Genomic DNA, 22455 nt, shown 5'->3' on the forward strand with positions numbered 1-22455 from the left:
AGTTTAGGTTAATGAAATTTATAAAATATAGAAGCCATCCGGCTTCAGTGGGCTTGGAACCTTCTGTTTTTCAAGTAGCTGTTTGATATTGACCTCGATGGTTCTTGCAATAGCCGTCACAGGGGTGTCATTTGGCTTGTTTTCGAAGGGATCTTGCAGGTGCGAGGCTGCTTTTTCCAGAAGAAAGAAAACCGAGGAAATCGCTACCAGCAAGGGTATTTCAAATATGAAACTCACATGTCGCAGTGAAATCGATAGGATGATGACGAATAGGTAAATTGACATGTGAAGAAACATCTTATATGTGACCGGGAAGAAGGTGTTGTTGATCCTTTCTGCCATTCCCATATGGTCTATTAATCTAGAAATCGTGCTGTTAATATGTACATGTGTGAAACTATCGATTTCACCCTGGTCTTTTAATTCTTTTAAATCTCTGGCATTCAGCTGCTGAATAGCCAAAGCCTTATTGGTATGTTTGGAGATTTTAATGATTTCTTCTTCTTCTAAGTATTTTTCCATTTCCTCCAAAGGAGGCAGTCCTCTCAAAGACCGCCCCAACACATAGCACCAGGCAATCTGCCTAAATGCCATTTTACGGATCAACGGGGAAAAAGATTGGTCAATAAAAGTTTGTAGTTGGATGGTGAAACTTCTGGAGTCGTTGACTATGGCTCCCCAAACTTTTCGTGCCTCCCACCATCGGTCGTAGGACTGGGCCATTTTGAAAGAAAGCAGGATGGAGATAGCCGTACCCATAAACATCGGAATGGATAGGGGCATTTCGGGTAGATAGGTGTAAAATGACCTAGTCAAAAAATGTACAATTGCTCCGACCACCAATACATAGAGCAAGTCATATCTTATTTTGCTGATTATGTATAGGTATGGGACTTTTTTGGGGATTAGCATTCCTAGGATGTAAATTAGTAGGTTAAGAAAAGCATATAGGATAAACTCCCGATATGTCACATTAGTTTAGGTGATTATACCCCGTTTTATTGAATAGATTCCATAAAAAAAGCCTTTGTATTCCAAAAGGCCCGTGAATTGGGTTTAATTAAAGTTACTAAATTTGGTGAGATTTACCAAACAGGTGGGTTAGAAGGCCGCCACCGAGATTTGTGCAGTGAGTATTTCAGAATTATCTTTTTTGGTGTCAGTCCAGGCAAAAACCAGCTTGTCTCCGCTTTTGGTCATTTGGGGAAAACCGCTGCTTCTCTGGTCTGAGGAGGAGGCAATCTGGACAATCGGCCCTACATTTCCATCCACATTTATCTTTCTGGCCAAAATATCAGCCCCTTCCATCCAGCTTACAATACCGCTTTCTTCATCGATCAAGGTAAAATCCACTCTGCCTATGGTATTTCCTGAATTGATAGGAATAGGTTGCTTAAAGTTTTCCCCGGCGTCTTGGGAAAAAGCCACCTTTACCTCTGGTCTGCCATTAGGGGCAGCAAACCATGCCACGCCCAGTAGGTTTCCCTTACCATCAATTCTTGGTCCGTTTACAGGGCAGCCCGGTATTTTCCAATTGTCGGGATAGACTGGGCGGGGTGAGGTCCATTCCCCGTCAACATATCTTACGATGCTGATGTTTCGCACCTCTTCATCGGAGCGGTCTCGATATACGATCACAGGGCCCTTGGACGTAAGTGTTGCGCTCGTTTGGCAGCAGTCGCAAACTTTGTCATCCAATTCCCACTCTATAGGTTTGTTGCCGTGTTTATCTAGCAGAGCAGCTCTTAAAGTCATAGCCCCACCGTTGTGGCCATGGTGTGCGTCATGTCCGCCTGCTGTATTTCTACCGTCCAGCCAAGCGGCCAGCATTTTATCCTCATAGGGTACAAATGAAACAAAGCCATGCTCTGCTTCCTTTCCATCATCGTGAAGGGGATGCGGGTCGGACCAGGTGTTGCCACCTTCAGAATGGGATAATTTAATATCGTAAGAGTAAACTCCTTCTCCACTTTTTTGAAGGAAAAAACTTATGAGGCTATTTTCCTTGAAGCTGCTAATCTGTGGGTAATCGGCCCAATTTACGAACCAGTCACTTCCTGTGGCAATCTTTTGGGGTTCTGACCATTCATTATTCTGTAAATATGTGTAAAAAAGGCTGTGTTGGTCCCCTTCAGTTTTGATAAAACTCATCATTACCACATCAGCTTGATTGGAATATAAGTAGGGTTGCCCATATTTCGCATTTTGATCCATGTCGAATTGTAGCTGAGTTACGGCAGGCGTTTCATTTTTTTCAGAGGCTTTTTCCTGATTACATCCTACTATTAATAGCATTGTGACAATAGTCAATATGGATTTATTCATAATATCGTAGGTTTTGCGGGTAAGACTGACAAGATAGCAAAAGCTTATTAAATATGTTTAAACAGTTGTTTTTAGTAACCGTATTTTTTTGTTCAACATAAGTCTAGTTATGTTAAACATAAAGTAAGGATATAAGCTAATATAATCTTACAATAATTATACAAATGGGTTTCTATAGCTAGAAGTCTAATTAATTGATATTGAGTATGTATTGATTAAATGTGAGTAAGAAATTATAAAAAGTATAAAAGTGTTTACTAGGTATTGTAAACTCAGCGATATACATTTGTCAATATAAGAATTAAAAAAGTTTAACGATTGGATAATGGATATTTCATTAACGCCGATAGAAAAATTCCCGGGGATATGGCAAGGCATGCAAGCCGAGACATTGGAGCCTCTCTTTTCATTAGCGAATGAGATTGAGAAAGAGTACCAATGGGTAGACAAGTGCATGGGAAGGGTGTTGACTACTAAAAATGCCCAGGCATATTATAATTTGGAGGGTTTTGATACTAGGTTTTTAGATTGTATCAAACTCACCGGTCTATGCGTTGGTTTTGACTGGGAAGAGTGGAAAGATGAGTTGAAGGACTTCAAAAACAACCGCTATGAAGACCTTATTCTTCTAAATCCACTTACTTTGTGCAAGATATTGACGGTATTGGCCATGAGTGAAAAAGAAACTCCGGGAGGTATATCGTCCAGACTTCAGGATAAATTTCTTTTCGCCCTGATAAAAGCCATCCGCCACCAGTTTGAAAATAAAATGACCTATAGTAATACAGCCAGACCGAGCTGAGGATCAAGCCAGATCAAGAAGTTCCAGCTTTTCCACAGTATTGCCTATTTGGAACTCCAACTTTTCATTTAGCCGCTTCCCGATGACAGCCTTGGCAATAGGGGCTGTAAAGGCGATTTTATTCTTTTTCACATCCGCCTCGTCCACGCCCACAATTTTGAATTTCCTCACCATACCGGGTTTTAGCCCTGAAATGGTTTTCAGGGTTACAGTTGAGCCGAACCTTGCTTCGTCCATATTTCCACTGCTTTCCACCACTTTCGCCGAATTAATGCGCTCGATCAGCAGCTTAAGCTTCCCTTCGATCATCAGGTTTTCATAGCGGCGGGCGGCATCATTTTCCTGCTTGTTTTGGGATTTGGCCATTTCCAGTTCAGCTTTTTCATCCAGTAAGGCCTGTAGACCCTCTGGCGTCACATAGTTGGCAACACCGGCAGGCAGAGCAGCCCTTGGCGGTATGATTGGCGCTTCCTCTTGATCTTCTTCCTTTACAAAACCTCTACTCATCTTTAGTATAATTTGTTCTAGCTCTATATACTAAACAATTACCTGACAAACTGTTTATTTTTCATTTTCTCCATCATAAAGATGCAATAATGAACAAAATCTGTCCGCTTTTGTACGGAGTGCTGATAGGACATTTATGAAGGTGTTTTTTTGAAAAAATATTTTAAGTGGTAAGTGAATTTTTTTTCTATCTAAAAATAAGATTTTTCCATGATAATTGTCCGAATTGAAACATTTGGACAATTCAAAATACAAAATTGCTTGAAAACGGACAGGTGGGTTTCCATGCCAAATTTAGTGTTAATACTGTTTGACCCTGAGGGGATTAGAGTGGAATAGAAGATGGATTAGAAGAGGAAACGAACTTCTAAAATCTACTAGCTATGAAAACCTTATTCACATTCGCACTGGCCTTCGGTATTACCTTGATGAGTGTTGCCGACCCAAAAAACCAATTGACAGAACTCTCAGGTGTTGCTTTCGCATATGATAAAGCAAAAGTTACCCTATTGGAGGGAGCAGGAAGAGTGAAGGTTTCTCTTTATGATAAAGAGGGCAACAGACTTCACACCCGATCAGTAAGTGTAAAAGAAAGCGTGACAATCCCTTATGACCTTTCCGATTTACCTACTGGAGCTTATTTGATTAGAATTGAAAACAAGCTGGAAAAGGTTGACCACATCATCGAAACCAAGAACCGGGCTCCAAAAACTCAAGGCTTTAAAGCCATCGTGAAAAAAGGAAAATCCGACAACTCTATGAAGCTTTCCGTTTATGAGGTGAACCAAGCCGGCTTGGATGTCAAATTAATTGATGATGAAAACAAAGTTGTCTATCGGGAATTTATTGAAAATGATGAGCCATTTGTAAGAAAATACAATTTGAAATCCATTTCCAAGGATAGAGTTTATGTGGTGGTGACCGATAAAAATGGTCATAAGCAGTATTTTCATAATTAAGCTAAGATTGTGACCAAACCTTAAGCCGCTTTTAATTTGGCGGCTTTTTCTATGCCTACATGTGGAGGGGTTTGCAATTACTCCATTAGTTTTTTAATCGTAAAGAATACCTTAAATTTAGGCTGGAATTTTTTATTATGAGAGAAATGATGGTCATGCGCTCCAGTCTAGGCAATATTAGGCTGGAAGCAGAAGACGAGAAACTGGTGTCGCTAAATTTTACAGAGGAGAACTTTTCGCTGGAAATAAGTTCCGTGTTTCTATTGGAAGTGAGAAGGCAGTTGAAAAGCTATCTGGATGGGGATCTGCGCCGGTTTGATTTTCCGATAGAGTCGAAAGGGACGGTTTTTCAGAAAAAAGTATGGCAAAAAGTGAGTGAAATCCCTTATGGAAGGACTTGCAGCTACGAGACAATCGCCCATCAGTTGGAAAGTAAAAACGGAGCCCGGGCTGTGGGTGCAGCCAACGGGGATAACCCGCTCTTGATCGTGGTGCCCTGCCACCGGGTCATTTCCAAGTCAGGAGCCCTCACCGGATATGCAGGGGGCTTGTGGAGAAAAGTGAAGCTTTTACAGCTGGAAATGCGCGATCTGCCAGGCAATCAATATTGCCTTGGGTTTTAGTTTGCGCGGCCGACTTTTTGTCGATGGGATAAAGTTTCTAAATTTGCAGCTTATCCCCAAAACATGAACATAAGTCTAAAACCTGGCCAGAAAGTATTTTTCGCATCCGATTTTCATCTCGGCGCACCCGATCCCCAAAGCAGTAAAAAACGGGAGGAAAAAATCATCCGTTGGCTTAACAGTATCGAGAAGGAGGCCGCTGCCTTGTTTTTGGTTGGTGATGTGTTCGATTTTTGGTTTGAGTATGATAAGGTGATTCCAAAAGGCTTTATCAGGTTTATGGGCAAGATCGCCGACTTGAGGGATAAGGGCATACCTATTATCTTTTTTACAGGCAATCACGACTTGTGGATGAAGGATTATTTTACGCAAGAGCTTGATGTTCCGGTTTATGGAAACCCTATCCAAATTAAGATAAATGATAAAAAGTTTCTTGTCGGTCATGGTGATGGGCTGGGGCCGGGGGATAAGAAATACAAAGTGCTCAAAAAGGTGTTTACCAATGAAGCCTGTCAATGGTTTTTTAAATGGCTGCACCCCGATATAGGAATTCGCATTGCCCAAAAGTGGTCGGGCAGCAGCCGCATCACCAACATGCAGAAGAACGAAGATCAGTTTAAAGGGGAGGATGAGTGGTTGTGGCAATATTGCAAGCAGGTAGAAAACCAGATGCATCATGACTTTTATATATTTGGACACCGCCACCTGCCTTTGGAGCTTCCTGTGGGAGAGAGGGGCAAGTATTATAATCTGGGTGAATGGGTAAGTCAATATACCTACGGTGAGTTTGATGGGGAGGAGATGAGTATTAAATCATATAAGTTTTAAATGCGGTTCAGGCTTACATTGCTCGCGATATTTCTCACCACGGCAAGACTTTTTGCCCAAGAGGAAATTGAATTAAGGCCTCTTGCCGAAGTGGAAATGCAAAGTTTAGGGCTTTTGGCCATTGATAACCGGGATAATATTTTTGTTTCCGATGCTAGTGGGGGTATATATCAGTTCAATGCCAAAGGGGAGCAGGTCAACCATTTTTCTCCCAGTCGGCAGGCCCAGGTAACGCAACTGGATGCTGATCGAACGGTCAACATCTTCTCTTTTTCCTATGATCTGCAGGAGTTCAATATCTTTGATAGATTTCTCAACCAGATTGTTTCCAACAAACTGGATAGTCCTGTTGGGATTATCCGGGCAGCGACTTTAGGTAACAATCAGGCGCTTTGGGTGTTTGATGAGAGCAATCTGGACCTGCTGAAACTGGATCACCGACGGATGGTCGTTTTGCAGCATCAGCCACTGAGTTTGTTGTTGGGGGAAGAAGCACTGGAAATCGAGGAAATCAGGGAGTATCAAAACCTGCTTTTTGTCCGAACCGATACCAAGGTGTTTGTTTTTGACAATCAGGGCAACTATTTGCGGCAACACACTTATCAGGGGCAGGACCGACTTGCGCTATTCGGAAACCACCTTTATTATGTAAAGAAGGATGGATTGAGAAGACAGGATTACCGCACTGGGGAAGTGGAGGGGTTTAAGCTACCTGATTATTCTAGACATGCTGTACAGTTGCAAGGTGGTATTTTAGTGCTTTATAATGATAATGGCTTTCAGGTTTTTGAGAATCCGTTTAGATAATTTCTGTTAAATCGCAATTTAGTTATTTCAAACTGGTTGGATTTTTGCGATTTTGCGGCCGAATGGAAAAAACTCTACTAAGAAAAACAAACCTATTTTATAGCCTATTGATTTACTTATCCTTGATAAGTTTGCAAATCAGCTATGCCCAAGGATTGGGAAAAGAAAAGGATCTGAAGTTTCCCAAGGACCTTGCCTATCAGCCCCCGATTGATTTTAATTTGGAAAGCCAGGGCTATAAACAATTCGTGATAAAGCTGAATAATAAAACCAAAGTTTCTACCCGTGTGAAAGTTTATGATATGGTGGGTAATTTGATCATTGAAGATACCATAAAACCCTCTGACGGAGTCTTGAAAAAATACGACATGCGGGATGTCAATACTCAACTTTTTGTGGTGGAAATAGGAAATTCGAAATACAACAAAACTAAAAGTATCTACGCCAATCCAGCCGGTAAAAGAAAAAGGGATTAAAAAAAGACCGGCTTAAGCCGGTCTTTTCAATTATGCTATCTCTACCAATTTGATGTCAAAGATCAAGTCTTTTCCAGCCAATGGGTGATTGGCATCCAAGGTGATTTTCTCCTCGTCCACGTGAACCACTTTTACAGGCATTGGCTGCCCATTCTGATTTTGGATGGAAAGATCCATTCCTATTTCTGGATTGATATCAGCAGGTACCTGCGTACGTGGGATATCCACCAACATCTCGTCTCTTTTTTCGCCGTATGCTTCTGCCGATGGGATAGTGACACTCTTGTCTTCCCCTACAGCCATACCGTGAACCGCCGCATCAAACCCTTTGATCATGTTTCCATCTCCAAGAGTAAACTGAAGGGGCTCTCTGTTTTCAGAACTATCGAATACAGTTCCATCTTGCAATTTACCAGTGTAGTGTACTTTTACGGTATTTCCTTTAGTTGCTACAGACATTTAAATATTTGTTTTGATTTATGATAAAAGTAAAGATAACGATTAAAAAACAGGATAAAAAGTATGTCCGCCATTAATCCCGGAAGTGTCCGCTTTGTGGATGTTTTTGTACGAAAATGAACATCTGAATGGTGTAAAATGCCCTAATTTGCGTATATTGACAGGAAAATTATATGGCACCGTTTCGGCATTGCCATTATTAAACATTTCTTTTTATGGAAGACCAGAATTTAGGTAGAATCTTGATCGTGGATGATAATGAAGATCTCCTATTTGCAGCCAAGATGCTGCTGAAAAAGCACGCCAAAGAAGTGGTGATCGAAAAGGATCCCCGCCGAATTCCTTTTTTGGTCAATAATAACAATTTTGATGTCATCTTGCTGGACATGAATTTCACCGAGGATACCACCTCTGGTAAAGAAGGGTTCCACTGGTTAAAACAAATCAAAGAAATAGATCCCAAAGCAGTAGTAATTTTGATCACAGGTTTCGGTGATGTGGAAATGGCCGTAAAGGCCCTCAAAGAAGGAGCGACCGATTTTATCCTCAAGCCTTGGCAGAATGAAAAGCTCATTGCTACTTTGACTTCCGCTGTCCGGTTAAAGGAAAGTTACAATGAAGTAGAAAAGCTTTCCAAAAAGCAGAAAGCCCTGCAGGCGGACCTGAAAAAACCATTTGCAGATATCATTGGCAGCAGTCCTGCAATGAAGAATGTTTTTGCCATCATTGACAAGGTCGCCCAAACTGATGCGAATGTTTTGATCCTTGGAGAAAACGGTACGGGGAAAGAATTAATCGCCAGAGCTATTCATGACAGGTCCCACCGTCACGATGAGATCTTCGTAGGGGTGGATATGGGTGCGATCACAGAAACCCTTTTTGAAAGTGAGCTTTTTGGGCATAAGAGAGGGGCTTTTACCGATGCCAAGGAGGACCGGGCAGGCAGGTTTGAAGTCGCTGACAAAGGAAGCTTGTTTCTCGATGAAATTGGAAATCTTTCCATGCCGCTCCAATCCAAATTATTGACTGTGCTTCAAAAGCGTGAAGTGACCCGGATTGGTACCAATAAATCTATCCCGGTGGATATCCGATTGATCTGCGCCACCAATATGCCTATCCATGACATGGTGATGGAAAATACCTTCCGTCAAGATTTGCTCTATAGGATCAATACGGTGGAGATATTTCTGCCACCCTTGAGGGACAGGCAAGAGGATATCCCGCTGTTGGCGGAGCATTTCCTCAAGATCTATTCGAATAAATACAGAAAGAATTTCACGGGATTCAAACCCAATGCCATGCAATTGCTGCAGCGGTATACCTGGCCAGGCAACATCCGTGAGCTTCAGCACGCCCTTGAGCGGGCTATCATTATGGCGGAAGGCACCGAGTTGGACAGCAGGGATTTCTTTTTCCTGTCAAACAAGCCTGTCAATGAAAAGCATGCCCCGGCTGCAAATACGCTGAATCTCGATGACATGGAGAAAAATGTGATTCAGAAGGCGATTGACAAAAACGGTGGCAACATTTCCAAAGCTGCAAAAGAGCTGGGGCTCACAAGGGCTTCCTTATATAGAAGATTAGAGAAATATGGATTATAAAATAGGGTTGCTAGGCAGGGTAGTGTTGTTGGCAATGACCCTGTTTTTGACAGCTTATCTCATGGTGGGAGACGGGGGAGTGTTCCCTGTTTCCCTTTTGATTATCTTGGCAATTGCCCAATTGGTGTTTTTGATCCGCTACTCGGAAAGCAGCTTTAAAAAGGTGCGGGAGTTTCTCAACAACATCAAGAAAAACGATTATGCAACGGTTTATCCAGTCAAATTTGACGGAACGGAAACCGATGACCTGCATATAGAATTTAATACTATTTTGGCCAAACTCAAGGAAGACCAAGCTGAAAAAGAAGCGAATTACCACTATTTCCGCTCAGTATTTCAGCACCTAAGCATCGGCCTCATTACTTTCCAGGAGGATGGCGCCATCCAGATTCTCAACACCGCTGCCAAGCGTATGCTCAACATACAGACGCTTGAAAACATAGCTGAAATCAACAAGGTGAACAAAGAGCTTTATCACGCTATTGGAAGTCTTCGCACAGGTGGGAGTGAGCTCATCAAAATCGCCCATCCCGATGGCATTATGCAGCTTTCTGTCTATGTGATTGAGCTGGTGCTGCGCAAAACCAAAATCAAATTGGTCTCTCTGCAAAATATTCAAAGTGAATTGGAAGAAAAGGAGATGGAGGCTTGGCAGAATCTTGTAAAAGTGCTGACCCACGAGATTATGAACTCCATCGCACCGATTTCATCCCTGGCTGCGACTATACGAGCGGATATTGAGGATAAAATTGACCATAACCACGGGGCGAGCGTGGAGGAAGTGGAAGATTACCTGATGGGGGTAGGTACTATTGAGAAAAGAAGCGAGGGTCTCATTAATTTCGTGAGTGACTTTAGAAGCCTTGCCCACATTCCCAACCCTAAGTTTTCCTCCATAAGTCTGGTGGATTTATTCGAAAGGATGGAAATCCTTTTTCAAAACCAGCGTGAAAAGTATGGTATAGACTGTGAAAAGGAAATAGTGCCGGCTGACTTGGTGTTTTTTGCCGATATCACCATGATCGAGCAGGTGTTGATCAATATTTTACAGAACGCCATCCATGCCGTGGAGCATGCTGAAGTGAAAAAGATCAGCTTGAGGGCCTATATTGATGATAACAGTAAGATCATAATCGAAATTAAGGATAGTGGAAAAGGGATTGAAGAAGAAGCGCTGAGCAAGATTTTTATCCCATTTTTCACCACCAAGCAAAAAGGTTCTGGTATTGGCCTTAGCCTTTCCAAACAGATCATGAGGCGCCACAAAGGCAACATCCAAGTGAGCTCGAAAGTGGGGGAGGGCACAGTTTTCAAATTGATATTCAACGGATAAGTGGAAAAGCCAGCAAAACGACTGCTGGCTTTTTTTATTTTTATCTATTTTGCCGAATTAGTCTACAAAGTGAACTTTTGGCCTAAAATAAGCTTACTCTTAGGTGATGCACTTTTGAATAAATCACTTAAATTCACACTCTATTTTTGGATGCAAATACTACAATGAACATAGAAAAGCTCAAATTAAAGGAAGACCGCGACCGCAAAAAACATTGGAAAAAATGGGGGCCTTACCTTACCGATAGACAATGGGGGACCGTGAGGGAGGATTATAGCCCGGATGGCTCTGCCTGGGAAAATGTGACCCATGATGATGCCAGAAGCAAGGCCTATAGATGGGGCGAAGAAGGAATTGGGGGGATTTGTGATCACAAACAGAAACTTTGTTTTGCTTGGGCATTTTGGAACGGGAAGGATCCCATGCTCAAAGAACGCTTTTTTGGCTTGACTGGAAATCAGGGCAATCATGGTGAGGATGTCAAGGAACTCTATTATTACTTGGACTCCAGTCCTACACACAGCTACATGAAAATGCTGTACAAGTATCCCCAAGCTGAATTCCCATATAAATCTTTGCTGGAGGAAAATGCCAGAAGAAGCAAAAAGGACCCTGAATTTGAAATAATCGACACAGGAGTCTTTGATGAAAACGCATACTATGACATCTTTTTGGAATATGCCAAGCATGATGTGGAAGATATAGTGTGTAAAGCCACCATCCATAATAGGGGAAAAGAGGATCAGGAACTCTGGGTAATTCCCACGCTTTGGTTCAGAAAAAACTGGTTTACCGGGCAGGAAAGCTATATGCCTAGGTTTACCAAAGAAGAGAACAATACGGTTGGGGCATTCTTACCTAAGTCGGGAAATTACACTTTTTCATTCTCAGAGGAGCCTGAGTTGGTTTTTTGCGATAATGAAACAAACCGGGAGCGCCTTTATAACATTGAAAACCAGAAGAAATACCTGAAGGATGCTGTCAATGATTATGTGATCCATGGTGACAAAAAGCACCTAAACCCCAACGCTGTGGGTACTAAAGCCTCTGCAATTTATAAAATAACTATTCCTGCTGAGAGTTCGAAAACAGTAACGGTTAGGATGGCACATGAGAAATCTGCAGGTGGGTTGGATAGTGCCGATGAGGTAATAGAAAACCGCAAGAAGGACTGTGATGATTTTTATGCCGAACTTCAGGGAAGAGTAAGGGACAAGGAAATGGTCAATATCCAAAGGCAGGCCTTTGGGGGAATGATGTGGACCAAGCAGTTCTACTATTACAATGTGGAAAGGTGGCTGGAGGGCGATCCGGGCCGATATGTGCCACCAAAAGAAAGAAAAAAAGGCAGAAATACCCATTGGAGACACCTCCAAAACTACGATATTATCTCCATGCCTGATAAATGGGAATACCCCTGGTATGCTGCTTGGGATCTGGCATTCCATTGTATTCCCTTGGCAAGACTTGACCCTGATTTTGCCAAAGACCAGCTGATCCTTTTGCTCAATGATTGGTACATGCATCCTAACGGGCAAATCCCAGCATATGAGTGGAACTTTGGGGACGTGAATCCACCGGTTCATGCATGGGCAGTATTAAGGGTTTTCCAAATTGACTTAAAATACAACGGCAAACCTGATTATGACTTTTTGGAGAGGGCTTTCCATAAGTTGATCCAAAACTTCACCTGGTGGGTTAACCAAAAGGATAGTGAAGGTAAGAACATCTTTGAGGGAGGCTTCTTGGGGCTTGATAACATCAGTGTGTTTGACAGAAGTAACCCTGAAAAATTCAGTGGCCGCTTGGAGCAGGCGGATGCAACCTCTTGGATGGCCATGTTTGCCTTGAATATGCTTAGGATTTCCTTGGATCTTAGCAATCACAACAAAGTGTATCAGCATACAGCCACCAAGTTCATAGAGCACTTCCTCTATATTGCCGGTGCCATGGCCAACATCAAGGGTGATTCCATTTCCCTATGGGATGAGCAGGACAAGTTTTTCTACGACATCCTTCATATGGACGGGCAGGAGCCCGAAATGATGAAGGTGAAATCCATCGTGGGGATCATTCCAATGTTTGCCGTAGAGCCCATTCGGGAAGAGATGTTTGAAAACCTTCCTGAATTCAAAAAACGTTTGGATTTCTTCTTGAAAGAGAAGCCGAAGCTGGCGGCTTTGGTGTCCAGCTGGATTGAACCAGGAAAGAACAAAAGACGTCTTTTCTCCCTATTGAGAGGGCAGAAAATGAAGAGTATACTGAACAAGCTTTTGGACGAAAAAGAGTTTCTTTCTCCATACGGCATCCGTTCCCTATCCAAATACCACGAGAAAAACCCTTATTCGGTGAATCTAAATGGGGTGGAACATTCCATTAAGTACACTCCAGGAGAATCTGATACCGTCATGTTTGGCGGGAATTCCAACTGGCGTGGTCCGATATGGTTTCCTATCAACTTCCTGATCATAGAGTCGCTGAAGAAATTCAACTTTTATTACGGTGGCAATTTTGCCATTGAGTATCCGACGGGCTCTGGGAAGCACATGACTTTGGATATGGTTGCCAAAGAACTATCTTTGAGACTTATAAAGATTTTCAAGCAGGATAAGGATGGGAAAAGAGCTGTTTATGGATTAAATGAACGCTTCCGAAACGACCCCCATTTCAAGGATTACATCCTGTTCTATGAATATTTCAATGGTGACACGGGCGAAGGGCTCGGGGCTTCCCACCAGACTGGCTGGACTGGGTTGGTGGCGGAGTTGATCCATAAAATTTACAAAGAAGAAGAGACTGTGCATGACCCTTTTACCTTATTTAGAATCTGACAGAGTAGAAGCGGGGTGTGATGAAGTTGGAAGGGGCTGTCTTTGTGGTCCCGTGGTGGCGGCGGCGGTAATCTTGCCCCCTGATTATGCGAATGAGTTGATCAATGATTCAAAAAAATTGACCAAAAGCAACCGGCAGGCCTTGGTGGAAGAGATCAAGGCCAATGCCGTGGCTTGGTCTATAGCAGAAGCCTCTGTGGAGGAAATCGACCAGATCAACATTTTGAATGCCTCTTTTTTGGCCATGAGTCGATCTATTTTGGCGCTTGCCATTACTCCTGACCATCTGCTGATAGATGGCAACCGGTTTAAGAGTGAAATTTCCATCCCATTTGATTGCATTATAAAGGGTGATGGGAAATATGCCAGTATAGCTGCGGCTTCTATTTTAGCCAAAGAGTACCGAGATGAACTGATGGTGGAATATGACCGGCGGTACCCAGGTTACGGTTGGAGTTCAAACGCCGGCTATCCAACAAAGGCACACCGTTATGGTATTGAAAAGCTCGGAGCGACCCCCATTCACAGAAAATCCTTCAGGCTATTACCCGATCAATTAGAAATAAGCTTTTGATAGTTGGTGGAAATTACTTAGTTTGCCCATAATTGAGAGAGTTTTACCGATTAAATTAGAGTGAATGGGTATTTTAGGATTAGCAATTACCGGGTTTCTGGGGTTTTTCTTTGTAAGAACCATAGTGCCAACTTACTTCATGAAGAACAAAGAGAATCTTCATCTTAAGTTCAACAAGTCAAAATCCAATCGAATTCATTTTATAGTCCCTTCACTCATTCAGGATGTTAATGGACAAAAGTTTGGTTGGATAACTTTGGACAGTGAATACAACTTAGTGGCCATTAAAGAGCATGTGGGTTTTGGAAGTTCCAGTGGTGTATTGATGGATAAAACTTTGGCTGAATTCAAAAAAGACCTATCAAAAGCCAGCTTTATGATGTCATTTGATGCCACAGAAGTCTCTAATGAGTTTGATTTGGATGGAAAAATGGATTCACCAGACCTGGTTTGTTTGAAAGCTTTATCAGCTGAGTTTGCAAGAAAAGCTGGTATAGATACTGATTCCTTTGGCCTGGCCAAGACACTGGAAAATCTATTTGGTGCAGATGCAAAGGATTTTGACGTCACTGATCTAGGGATCAATCTTTTGCTTCAAGCCAAAGTGGTCCAGAAATTTGGACAAATGAACCTCATTCCAGCAAAAGTCCCAGTGATGGTTAATTAAGAGAAAAGCTATAAAAACGAAAAAAGCCGCTTAAAAAGCGGCTTTTTTCGTTTTGTGCGCACGAGAAGACTCGAACTTCCATGCCCAGAGGGCACCACCCCCTCAAGATGGCGTGTCTACCAATTTCACCACGTGCGCAGTAAAGGGAGAGCAAAAGTAGGAAGGTTTTTGGGTGTTTGCAAACCGATAGACCATATTTTGCCCTCTTGAAATTAAATTATTTTGCGTATTCAACTTCCTCGATAGGTACCGGAATGCCAACTCGCTGAGAAAGAAACTCTTTGCAAGCTTCCAGTACTGACTGCCAGTCCTCAGAGGTAATAGCCGAGCCGATAACATGGTCGTTAGTCTCAGGAAAAGCCATCTTTACCTTCAACTTCTCATCCGTTCCCAATTCCTCAAACATATCCAGCATGGCCGGGACAGACACTACAAGGTCTTGATTTTCATCATCCTTGTAATAATAGCCCATGAAAACGGGTTGCTTAATTTGTTCAAAAGTATCGGTGTTCATTTTTGATTTCAGCAGGACGGCAAGGCTGGTATAGGCATTCACATGGTATTGCTCAGACCAATATTGGGCTTTGTCGCCTGATCTTTCGATTATCTGGACGCCCTCCTCATTGGTAATGGCTGATGCCAAAAGGTTAGTCATCCAGGGTTGAAAGAGTAATTCCAAACGGCCTTCAAAATCCCTGATGGCAGGCGAAAGAAGGACTAATGCCTCAATGTCCTCTTGTTCCGAGCCAAGCATCAAAGTCAAAGCCCCACCCATGGAAGTGCCAATCACCACCACCTTGTCGCCTATTGCCTTGCCTATAGAGTAGGCCTCACGCGCCGCATCAGCCAATTGCTGGGCACTCAAATGCCGGAAGGCGTCATTTCTGTCAATGCCATGTTCTGGAAGCCTGGTCAAAAAGAGGTTTGCCCCAAAATACTGCGCCAGCTCCCTGTGCAGGGGATGTCCCTCTTTCTCACTGGCCCCAAAGCCGTGGATGTAGACAAAAGCGTATTCAGTTTTGTGTTTAGTGGAGGAATCTGCCCATATGATTTTGGCCTCATTGTCTTCTTTGAGGCCTTTCACCGTGTCCTCTCGCAATTGGAGGTAGGCTTCAAGTTCTAAGGGGTCAATAGGAACTTCCGGGTAATCTCCAGTCAGGGGTGAGATTCGTTGCCGGGGACCGGAAACATATCCTATGGCCATGATCACTGCCAACACCAGCAGTACGATCAGTATTTTTCTTAACATGTCTTTTGGATTTTAACCTTAAAACTAGGCGCTTTTCCCTCAAATTCCAATGGCTATTTACTTGATCTATAATTTTTGATTATCTTGATGGGGTTTAATACACATATCAGCAATTTTATGAAAACAAAGTATACCTTATTGGGATTGACTGGACTTGGCCTGCTGTTTTCCTGTCAGCAGGACTTGGCAAATTACGGACAAGGATCCGATCTCATCAAAAAAGAAAACCTTGAAAAGCACGTTCAAACTCTGGCCTCAGATAATTTTTTAGGTAGGATGCCCTTTACGGAAGGAGAAACCAAAACTATCAACTACCTCAAGTCAAATTTTGAAGAAATGGGTTTGGAACCTGGCAATAACGGAAGTTATTTTCAAGAGGTACCCTTGATGAAAATTACGGCCTCGCCTGCTTCAAGCATGAAAGTGGTGAGTGAGAAGGGGGATCTTGAACTGGAAGGGCTAAAGGATTATGTGATCTGGACCCAGCGGACCGAGGAGAAAGTTAGCTTTGAAGATGCGGAGTTGGTGTTTGCAGGCTTTGGAATTGTAGCCCCGGAATATGGTTGGGATGATTATAAGAATATTGACGTCAAGGACAAAATCGTTGTCGTGTTGGTAAATGATCCAGGTTTCGGTACAGAAGATGCCGAGCTTTTCAAAGGCAACACGATGACTTACTACGGGCGCTGGACCTATAAATATGAGGAGGCGGCCAGACAAGGCGCGTTGGGCTGCCTGATCGTTCACAATACCATTCCAGCAGGCTATGGTTTCAACGTGGTTCAAAACAACTGGAACACCTCTAAGCTGTATTTGGATGATAGGTCATCCACAGCATACAAACCTGCTTTCGAGGGTTGGGTGACCTTGTCGGTGGCCAATAAGCTGTTTGATCTAGCAGGCCTTAATGAGCGGGAAATGCTGGCCAAAGCCAGAAAGTCAGATTTTCAGGCGGTGCCGATGAACATGAAAGCCTCCTCTTCCCTTGAGGTTATGGCTGAATATGATGTGTCCAAAAATGTAATAGCCAAATTAGAGGGCAGCAAGCGTTCGGATGAGTATATCATCTATACCGCCCATTGGGACCACTTGGGCATCGGAAAACCCGATGAAACTGGGGACAGTATCTATAACGGGGCTTTGGACAACGCAAGCGGTACCGCCGCTTTGCTTGAAATCGCCCGGGCATTTAAGCAAGCTGATGAAAAGCCGGAACGGACGGTGGTCTTTTTGGCCGTAACGGCTGAAGAGCAAGGCCTTTGGGGGTCTGCTTACTACGCCGAAAACCCTGTTTTCCCCAAAGAAAAAACAGTCGCCAATATCAATATGGACGGCATCAATCCTTATGGTAAAATGAAGGATATCGTTTTGGTGGGAATGGGCCAATCTGAACTTGAAGAAACGCTGACCGACGAGGCTGATAAGGTGGGGCGCTATACCTCGCCAGAACCAACCCCTTCAGCAGGCTACTATTTCCGTTCCGACCATTTTAATTTCGCTAAAATTGGCATACCCGCACTATATACTGGTACGGGAATCGATCATGCCGAAAAGGGCAAGGAATATGGAAAAGAGCTTCAGGATAACTATACTGCCCAATACTACCATAAGCCAAGTGATGAATACGATCCTCAGAGGTGGAATCTTGACGGTGCAGTAGATGATGTAGAGCTGTTGTACCATGTAGGAAGGAAATTGGCACTTGGCAAGGATTGGCCTAACTGGAAAGAAGGGTCGGAATTCAAGGCGACTAGAGATGCGTATATGAAATGAGCGAACTTAAACCCCTTTCGTGGAAAGAAATGGGACACAGAGTTCCACGGAGTTTGGCAATGAGTTTCACAGAGCTTTCTACCGACAAAAGGCAGGAATCCTTCTTAGCGGAGAAGTTAAGGTAAAATTTTTTCACCTCGTTCAAATGTCAAATGAGAAAGGAGCTTACCCAATGGGTGGGCTCCTTTTTATTTAATAATAGTAACAGGGAGTAATTATGAATATTTTAACCAATCAAAAACCAGTGTTTAACCAGTGCTAAACCAGTGTTAAAACAATCTGTTATTGGTTTAACACTGGTTTATAATAGGTTGAAAATATTTATGTGATTGTAAAAAAGAGGGTTAATGAGTTAGGTTGCTTTCTATAATTTCCTGTCTGTTGTCTGCTTTAATGTAAATAAATCTATTGTCGGATATGGGTGAGGAGGAGTCTTGGCAGGGTTGACATTTGGTGCTTTTTTTGCTTCTAAGAGCTAAAATCTAAACTTTTTGAATGGAGACTTTTCTATCGGATATCCGGGGGCAATTTGGTGAATATTATGACACGCTTGTGGCCATCACGCCAAGGTTGCTTATCGCATTGGTTTTGTTGGTTGTCTTTTGGTATATAAGCTATTATGTAAAGAGACTTTCAACCAGCCGTTTGCAGAAAAACATGAATGATTCCCTGCTGGCCTCCTTTTTTGCCAGACTGATTGGGTCTTTGATTTTTATTTTGGGTTTGCTCTTCGTGCTGAGATTTTGGGGGCTCACGGGTATGGTCGGTAGTATTTTGGCCGGAGCGGGCATTACAGCCTTTGTCATCGGTTTTGCCCTTAAAGATATCGGGGAGAACTTTCTGGCGGGGATTTTATTGGCATTTAAGCGGCCTTTCAGGATTGGTGACACCATTGAAATCGTGGGCGTGCAGGGGAGGGTGGTTGCCCTAAACCTGAGGGATACCCAGATCAAGACCTTCGATGGCAAGGATGTGTATATGCCCAATGGGACCATTGTCAAAAGTCCTTTGACCAATTTTACCATTGACGGTTTTTTAAGGCATGGGTTTGATATCAAAATCCCCGCAAAGTCTGACTACGACGCCCTGCTTAAGCAGATTGAGATTGAAGTAAATAGGGTTGAAGGTGTGCTTAAAGGCAGACGAAAAACCTCAATACAGGTAAAAGACATCTCTGGAGGTACCGTTGTCATAACCATTCTGTTTTGGGTGGATACTTTTACAAAGAGAGTTCCTGCCACTCATGTCAAAAACAAGGTAATGCTTACCATACAGAAGTTGGTCGATTCTTGGTAAACTTTGCTGGTAACAGTCATAAGAATCAAATAATAAGATTTTTTACATTAAAACTTTCAGTTCAGAAAATCTTCCTATATTTAAGAAGTCTTTAGTCTGAATTTATGAAAGTACTTCTAATGTCAGCGCTTCTAGCGCTTCTTTTCCTTCCTGCATATGCGCAGGATGTGTATGGTCCACCCACCAAATCAGTATATGTCGAACTCGGTGGAGCGGGGTTGCCTTATTCCGTAAATTATGATTTCCGGTTTGACAAACACCGTGTAGATTCCTGGGGGATGCGTATCGGCGCAGGAGGCTGGGCCATCAATGAGGGTGAAAATTCCAGAACTAGCATGTTAACTATTCCTCTTCAAATCAATAGGCTTTTGGGAAGAGATAAGCATTATTTTGAAATCGGTGGTGGGGCGACTTTTGTAAGGTATAGGGATACTTACACCTCCTACTGGGGAACACCAACTATCACCACTAGTGAAAATTGGAATTTCATCTTGGATACCGGCAATACTCCAGCCCTTATGGGAACCCTCAATTTGGGATACCGAAGAGTGCCAGTGGACGGTGGATTTACCTTCAAAGCCAATCTCAACCCAATCTTTAACCACAATGGATTCTGGCCGCTTTGGTTCGGCATAGGGTTCGGTTATGCTTTTAACTAATTTTACTAACTTATCTTTTATATTTATGAAGAAGCTTTTATTTAGTGCAGTAATTCTGTTTTTTGTAGCCAATATTTGCAAAGCTCAAGCCCCTGAAAGATCAAAAAGTCAAGGAGTCTTTGTGGAGGTTTTAGGAAATGGATTGCTATATTCTGTCAATTATGACACCAGGTTTTCCCAAAGCATGAACGGCTTCGGCGGTCGTGCCGGAATCGGTTACATAGCAATTGAGGGAGTACGCCTCACCACCGTACCTTTATTAGTTAACTATTTGTTTGGTCATGAAAAACACTTTTTTGAAGTGGGCATCGGCGCTACCATTGTAGCCGGATCGGCTGAAACTGACAACGGTTTTGGGCCCGTCGGCGAAAGAGACAGGGCTTCTGGAGCTTTTGGTACAATGAGTATTGGTTACAGATTGGAGCCGACTGACGGTGGGTTTTTGTTTCGAGCGGGTATTACACCAGTTTTTGACTCAACAGTCTTTTGGCCATTGTGGCCGCAGCTTTCCTTTGGATATGCATTTTAAACCCCAAATCTTAACACTATAAATACAATCACCTGCCTTAAAGCAGGTGTTTTTTTATTTGTTAAAGCCACTTTTCCCTATCTTTGCAAGCTATGAGCAACAAAGAATTCAAAAGATATACCATCACAGCAGCCCTGCCTTATGCCAACGGCCCATTGCATATAGGCCATATGGCGGGATGCTATATTCCATCCGATATATATGTTCGTTATTTGCGTTCCCAAAAGCGGGATGTGGCCTACATATGTGGGTCTGACGAGCATGGTGTGGCCATTACGATTAAGGCTAAGAAGGAAGGCAAAACTCCCCAGGAGATTGTAGACCGATACAATGCTCAGATGAAGGAGAGTTTTGAGAAATTTGGGATCAGTTTTGACCATTACTCCAGAACTTCCTCCAAAATCCACCATGAAACGGCTTCGGAGTTTTTTAAGGATTTGTATGAAAAAGGTGAGTTTATGGAGCAAACCACCGAACAGTATTACGATGAAGAGGCCAACCAATTTTTGGCAGATAGGTACATTGAGGGTACTTGCCCAAAATGCGGATACGAATCGGCCTATGGTGACCAGTGCGAAAAGTGCGGCACTTCGTTAAACCCGACGGATCTTATAAATCCAAGATCCAAGCTGAGCGGAAATGTTCCGGTGCTTAAAGAAACGAAGCATTGGTTTTTGGACCTCGGTAAATATACCGAGTTCTTAAAAAAATGGATTCTTGAGGAGCACCAAGGCGACTGGAAAAACAATGTGCTAGGTCAATGCCGTTCCTGGCTGGAGGCTGGAGAGGGGCTTCAGGCACGCTCCATGACCCGGGATATGGACTGGGGAGTACCAGTGCCGGTGGAAGGTGCTGACGGCAAAGTGCTGTACGTGTGGTTTGACGCGCCTATTGGTTATATCAGTTCCACCAAAGAGTGGGCTCAGGAAAAGGGGATCGATTGGGAACCTTACTGGAAAGACAAGGATACCAAGTTGGTTCACTTTATCGGAAAGGACAACATTGTGTTTCATTGCATCATTTTCCCGGCCATTCTGAAAACCCATGGCGAGTTTGTTTTGCCTGACAATGTGCCGGCCAATGAATTCCTAAACCTGGAAGGGGATAAGATCTCGACTTCCCGCAACTGGGCTGTATGGCTTCATGAATATTTGGAGGAATTTCCCGATAAACAGGATGTGTTGCGCTATGTGCTCACCGCCAATGCACCGGAAACCAAGGATAATGACTTTACTTGGAAGGACTTTCAATCCAGAAACAACTCTGAACTGGTAGCGGTGTTTGGGAATTTTATCAATCGCGCCGTAGTGCTCACCCACAAATATTTTGATGGTCAGGTACCAGCTGCCGGTAATTGGAGCTCATTTGATGAAGAGACAATTGCGGAGCTTCAAGCTTTCCCTGATAAAATTGCCGCTTCCATAGAGAAGTATAGGTTCAGAGAAGCGCTATCCTTTGTCATGGATTTTGCCCGATTAGGGAATAAATACTTGGCAGATACCGAGCCTTGGAAAAGTATTAAAACAGATGAGAAGAGAACTGCGACTGTTCTAAATTTAGCCCTAAATATTGCGGCTAATCTAGCTATAGTAGCAGGACCTTTCTTGCCTCACACCGCACAAAAGCTTTATGACATGCTTCATCTTGACCAGAAACAGTGGGGCAATGCGGGCAGTGAAAAGATATTAGCGGTTGGGACACCAATTGAGAAAGCCACTTTACTATTTGAGAAAATAGAAGATGAGGTGGTTGAAAAACAAGTCAATAAATTACTGGAAGCCAAAAAGATGAATGAACTGCAAAACGCCACCGTACCGGCCATGAAGGATATCATAGCATTTGACGATTTTACCAAGCTGGATATGAGGGTGGTTACAGTTTTGGAAGCCGAAAAGGTGAAGAAGTCCAAAAAACTGCTGAAGCTTCTCGTGGATACAGGTTTGGGAAAGAGGACAGTATTGAGCGGAATTGCCGAACATTTTGAAGCCACAGATCTCATTGGGAAGCAGGTCACCATGTTGATCAATTTGGCGCCGCGCAAAATGATGGGAGTTGAGTCTGAAGGCATGATATTGATGGCCGAAGATAAAGATGGATCTTTGAGGTTGCTGCAACCAAATAAGGATACTACTTCTGGTGCTTCAATTAGTTAATGAA

21 protein-coding genes and 1 tRNA gene are annotated in these 22455 nt (G+C 43.0%); 16 read left to right on the forward strand and 6 right to left on the reverse strand.

Annotated features, from left to right (window positions below; all coding sequences use genetic code 11):
* Nucleotides 1-18 precede the first annotated feature (18 nt).
* Together KI659_RS03250 and KI659_RS03255 are read right to left on the reverse strand one after the other, a co-directional pair.
* Nucleotides 19-912, reverse strand: coding sequence for a bestrophin family protein (locus tag KI659_RS03250; protein WP_213943892.1), 894 nt, complete (start codon nt 910-912; stop codon nt 19-21).
* 189 nt (nt 913-1101) lie between these two features.
* Entirely contained in the window at nt 1102-2325 is a 1224-nt protein-coding gene (locus tag KI659_RS03255) for an exo-alpha-sialidase (RefSeq protein ID WP_213943893.1), read from the reverse strand.
* Between the two features lie 325 nt (nt 2326-2650).
* On the opposite strand from KI659_RS03255, the gene KI659_RS03260 reads away from it, so the two are divergent.
* The gene (locus KI659_RS03260) at nt 2651-3127 is read left to right on the forward strand and encodes a DUF6508 domain-containing protein (RefSeq protein ID WP_213943894.1); all 477 of its coding nucleotides are present in this window, start codon (nt 2651-2653) and stop codon (nt 3125-3127) included.
* 3 nt (nt 3128-3130) lie between these two features.
* Here the strand turns inward: KI659_RS03260 and KI659_RS03265 are convergent, their stop codons facing one another.
* The gene (locus KI659_RS03265; protein ID WP_213943895.1) at nt 3131-3634 is read right to left on the reverse strand and encodes a GreA/GreB family elongation factor; all 504 of its coding nucleotides are present in this window, start codon (nt 3632-3634) and stop codon (nt 3131-3133) included.
* A gap of 383 nt (nt 3635-4017) precedes the next feature.
* Here KI659_RS03265 and KI659_RS03270 point away from each other — a divergent pair, with 383 nt between their 5' ends.
* The 5 genes from KI659_RS03270 to KI659_RS03290 all read left to right on the forward strand — a co-directional run bounded on the left by KI659_RS03270 (nt 4018) and on the right by KI659_RS03290 (nt 7327).
* Nucleotides 4018-4593 (forward strand): hypothetical protein, encoded by a 576-nt coding sequence (locus KI659_RS03270; RefSeq protein ID WP_213943896.1) that lies wholly within the window; start codon nt 4018-4020, stop codon nt 4591-4593.
* Nucleotides 4594-4730: 137 nt separating this feature from the next.
* On the forward strand, nt 4731-5216 hold the full coding sequence (locus KI659_RS03275; RefSeq protein ID WP_213943897.1) for a methylated-DNA--[protein]-cysteine S-methyltransferase: 486 nt from the start codon (nt 4731-4733) through the stop codon (nt 5214-5216).
* 63 nt (nt 5217-5279) lie between these two features.
* The gene (locus KI659_RS03280; RefSeq protein ID WP_213943898.1) at nt 5280-6044 is read left to right on the forward strand and encodes a UDP-2,3-diacylglucosamine diphosphatase; all 765 of its coding nucleotides are present in this window, start codon (nt 5280-5282) and stop codon (nt 6042-6044) included.
* Nucleotides 6045-6851: a hypothetical protein gene (locus tag KI659_RS03285; protein WP_213943899.1), complete on the forward strand. Its 807-nt coding sequence runs from the start codon at nt 6045-6047 to the stop codon at nt 6849-6851.
* Nucleotides 6852-6973: 122 nt separating this feature from the next.
* The gene (locus KI659_RS03290; RefSeq protein WP_246535270.1) at nt 6974-7327 is read left to right on the forward strand and encodes a hypothetical protein; all 354 of its coding nucleotides are present in this window, start codon (nt 6974-6976) and stop codon (nt 7325-7327) included.
* Nucleotides 7328-7357: 30 nt separating this feature from the next.
* Here the strand turns inward: KI659_RS03290 and KI659_RS03295 are convergent, their stop codons facing one another.
* A complete protein-coding gene (locus tag KI659_RS03295; RefSeq protein ID WP_213943901.1) occupies nt 7358-7786 on the reverse strand; it encodes an FKBP-type peptidyl-prolyl cis-trans isomerase in 429 nt (142 codons plus the stop codon).
* A 215-nt stretch (nt 7787-8001) separates the two neighbouring features.
* On the opposite strand from KI659_RS03295, the gene KI659_RS03300 reads away from it, so the two are divergent.
* The 5 genes from KI659_RS03300 to KI659_RS03320 all read left to right on the forward strand — a co-directional run bounded on the left by KI659_RS03300 (nt 8002) and on the right by KI659_RS03320 (nt 14792).
* Entirely contained in the window at nt 8002-9387 is a 1386-nt protein-coding gene (locus KI659_RS03300) for a sigma-54-dependent transcriptional regulator (protein WP_213943902.1), read from the forward strand.
* Nucleotides 9377-10720, forward strand: a complete 1344-nt coding sequence (locus tag KI659_RS03305; protein WP_213943903.1) for a sensor histidine kinase — start codon at nt 9377-9379, stop codon at nt 10718-10720. The genes KI659_RS03300 and KI659_RS03305 overlap by 11 nt, the downstream gene beginning before the upstream one ends.
* A 164-nt stretch (nt 10721-10884) precedes the next feature.
* Complete coding sequence (locus KI659_RS03310; RefSeq protein ID WP_213943904.1) at nt 10885-13551, forward strand: MGH1-like glycoside hydrolase domain-containing protein; 2667 nt, start codon at nt 10885-10887, stop codon at nt 13549-13551.
* Nucleotides 13523-14125, forward strand: coding sequence for a ribonuclease HII (locus KI659_RS03315; protein ID WP_213943905.1), 603 nt, complete (start codon nt 13523-13525; stop codon nt 14123-14125). Before KI659_RS03310 ends, KI659_RS03315 begins: the two co-directional genes overlap by 29 nt.
* 64 nt (nt 14126-14189) lie before the next feature.
* A complete protein-coding gene (locus tag KI659_RS03320; protein ID WP_213943906.1) occupies nt 14190-14792 on the forward strand; it encodes a hypothetical protein in 603 nt (200 codons plus the stop codon).
* 55 nt (nt 14793-14847) lie between these two features.
* On the opposite strand, the gene KI659_RS03325 is transcribed toward KI659_RS03320, so the two are convergent.
* Both KI659_RS03325 and KI659_RS03330 read right to left on the reverse strand, forming a co-directional pair.
* Nucleotides 14848-14930, reverse strand: a tRNA-Leu gene (locus tag KI659_RS03325).
* A gap of 79 nt (nt 14931-15009) precedes the next feature.
* Nucleotides 15010-16041 (reverse strand): alpha/beta hydrolase, encoded by a 1032-nt coding sequence (locus tag KI659_RS03330; protein WP_213943907.1) that lies wholly within the window; start codon nt 16039-16041, stop codon nt 15010-15012.
* Nucleotides 16042-16158: 117 nt separating this feature from the next.
* Between KI659_RS03330 and KI659_RS03335 the strand changes: the two genes are divergently transcribed.
* The 5 genes from KI659_RS03335 to metG all read left to right on the forward strand — a co-directional run bounded on the left by KI659_RS03335 (nt 16159) and on the right by metG (nt 22451).
* Nucleotides 16159-17814: a M28 family metallopeptidase gene (locus tag KI659_RS03335; protein WP_213943908.1), complete on the forward strand. Its 1656-nt coding sequence runs from the start codon at nt 16159-16161 to the stop codon at nt 17812-17814.
* A gap of 495 nt (nt 17815-18309) precedes the next feature.
* The gene (locus tag KI659_RS03340; RefSeq protein ID WP_213943909.1) at nt 18310-19110 is read left to right on the forward strand and encodes a mechanosensitive ion channel family protein; all 801 of its coding nucleotides are present in this window, start codon (nt 18310-18312) and stop codon (nt 19108-19110) included.
* A 104-nt stretch (nt 19111-19214) separates the two neighbouring features.
* Nucleotides 19215-19769 (forward strand): hypothetical protein, encoded by a 555-nt coding sequence (locus KI659_RS03345; protein WP_213943910.1) that lies wholly within the window; start codon nt 19215-19217, stop codon nt 19767-19769.
* 25 nt (nt 19770-19794) lie between these two features.
* Nucleotides 19795-20298 carry a hypothetical protein gene (locus tag KI659_RS03350; protein WP_213943911.1) on the forward strand — a complete coding sequence of 168 codons (504 nt, stop codon included), beginning with the start codon at nt 19795-19797 and terminating at the stop codon, nt 20296-20298.
* A gap of 92 nt (nt 20299-20390) precedes the next feature.
* Nucleotides 20391-22451: a methionine--tRNA ligase gene (gene metG / locus KI659_RS03355; protein WP_213943912.1), complete on the forward strand. Its 2061-nt coding sequence runs from the start codon at nt 20391-20393 to the stop codon at nt 22449-22451.
* Nucleotides 22452-22455: the final 4 nt, after the last annotated feature.

This window comes from Litoribacter ruber (genome assembly GCF_018449405.1).
Classification (GTDB): domain Bacteria; phylum Bacteroidota; class Bacteroidia; order Cytophagales; family Cyclobacteriaceae; genus Litoribacter; species Litoribacter ruber.

Coding starts and splice junctions, on each gene's coding strand:
- KI659_RS03250 (WP_213943892.1), bottom strand. CDS start 912: ATGCTAATCCCCAAAAAAGTCCCATACCTATACATAATCAGCAAAATA.
- KI659_RS03255 (WP_213943893.1), bottom strand. CDS start 2,325: ATGAATAAATCCATATTGACTATTGTCACAATGCTATTAATAGTAGGA.
- KI659_RS03260 (WP_213943894.1), top strand. CDS start 2,651: ATGGATATTTCATTAACGCCGATAGAAAAATTCCCGGGGATATGGCAA.
- KI659_RS03265 (WP_213943895.1), bottom strand. CDS start 3,634: ATGAGTAGAGGTTTTGTAAAGGAAGAAGATCAAGAGGAAGCGCCAATC.
- KI659_RS03270 (WP_213943896.1), top strand. CDS start 4,018: ATGAAAACCTTATTCACATTCGCACTGGCCTTCGGTATTACCTTGATG.
- KI659_RS03275 (WP_213943897.1), top strand. CDS start 4,731: ATGAGAGAAATGATGGTCATGCGCTCCAGTCTAGGCAATATTAGGCTG.
- KI659_RS03280 (WP_213943898.1), top strand. CDS start 5,280: ATGAACATAAGTCTAAAACCTGGCCAGAAAGTATTTTTCGCATCCGAT.
- KI659_RS03285 (WP_213943899.1), top strand. CDS start 6,045: ATGCGGTTCAGGCTTACATTGCTCGCGATATTTCTCACCACGGCAAGA.
- KI659_RS03295 (WP_213943901.1), bottom strand. CDS start 7,786: ATGTCTGTAGCAACTAAAGGAAATACCGTAAAAGTACACTACACTGGT.
- KI659_RS03300 (WP_213943902.1), top strand. CDS start 8,002: ATGGAAGACCAGAATTTAGGTAGAATCTTGATCGTGGATGATAATGAA.
- KI659_RS03305 (WP_213943903.1), top strand. CDS start 9,377: ATGGATTATAAAATAGGGTTGCTAGGCAGGGTAGTGTTGTTGGCAATG.
- KI659_RS03310 (WP_213943904.1), top strand. CDS start 10,885: ATGAACATAGAAAAGCTCAAATTAAAGGAAGACCGCGACCGCAAAAAA.
- KI659_RS03315 (WP_213943905.1), top strand. CDS start 13,523: ATGACCCTTTTACCTTATTTAGAATCTGACAGAGTAGAAGCGGGGTGT.
- KI659_RS03320 (WP_213943906.1), top strand. CDS start 14,190: ATGGGTATTTTAGGATTAGCAATTACCGGGTTTCTGGGGTTTTTCTTT.
- KI659_RS03330 (WP_213943907.1), bottom strand. CDS start 16,041: ATGTTAAGAAAAATACTGATCGTACTGCTGGTGTTGGCAGTGATCATG.
- KI659_RS03335 (WP_213943908.1), top strand. CDS start 16,159: ATGAAAACAAAGTATACCTTATTGGGATTGACTGGACTTGGCCTGCTG.
- KI659_RS03340 (WP_213943909.1), top strand. CDS start 18,310: ATGGAGACTTTTCTATCGGATATCCGGGGGCAATTTGGTGAATATTAT.
- KI659_RS03345 (WP_213943910.1), top strand. CDS start 19,215: ATGAAAGTACTTCTAATGTCAGCGCTTCTAGCGCTTCTTTTCCTTCCT.
- KI659_RS03350 (WP_213943911.1), top strand. CDS start 19,795: ATGAAGAAGCTTTTATTTAGTGCAGTAATTCTGTTTTTTGTAGCCAAT.
- metG (WP_213943912.1), top strand. CDS start 20,391: ATGAGCAACAAAGAATTCAAAAGATATACCATCACAGCAGCCCTGCCT.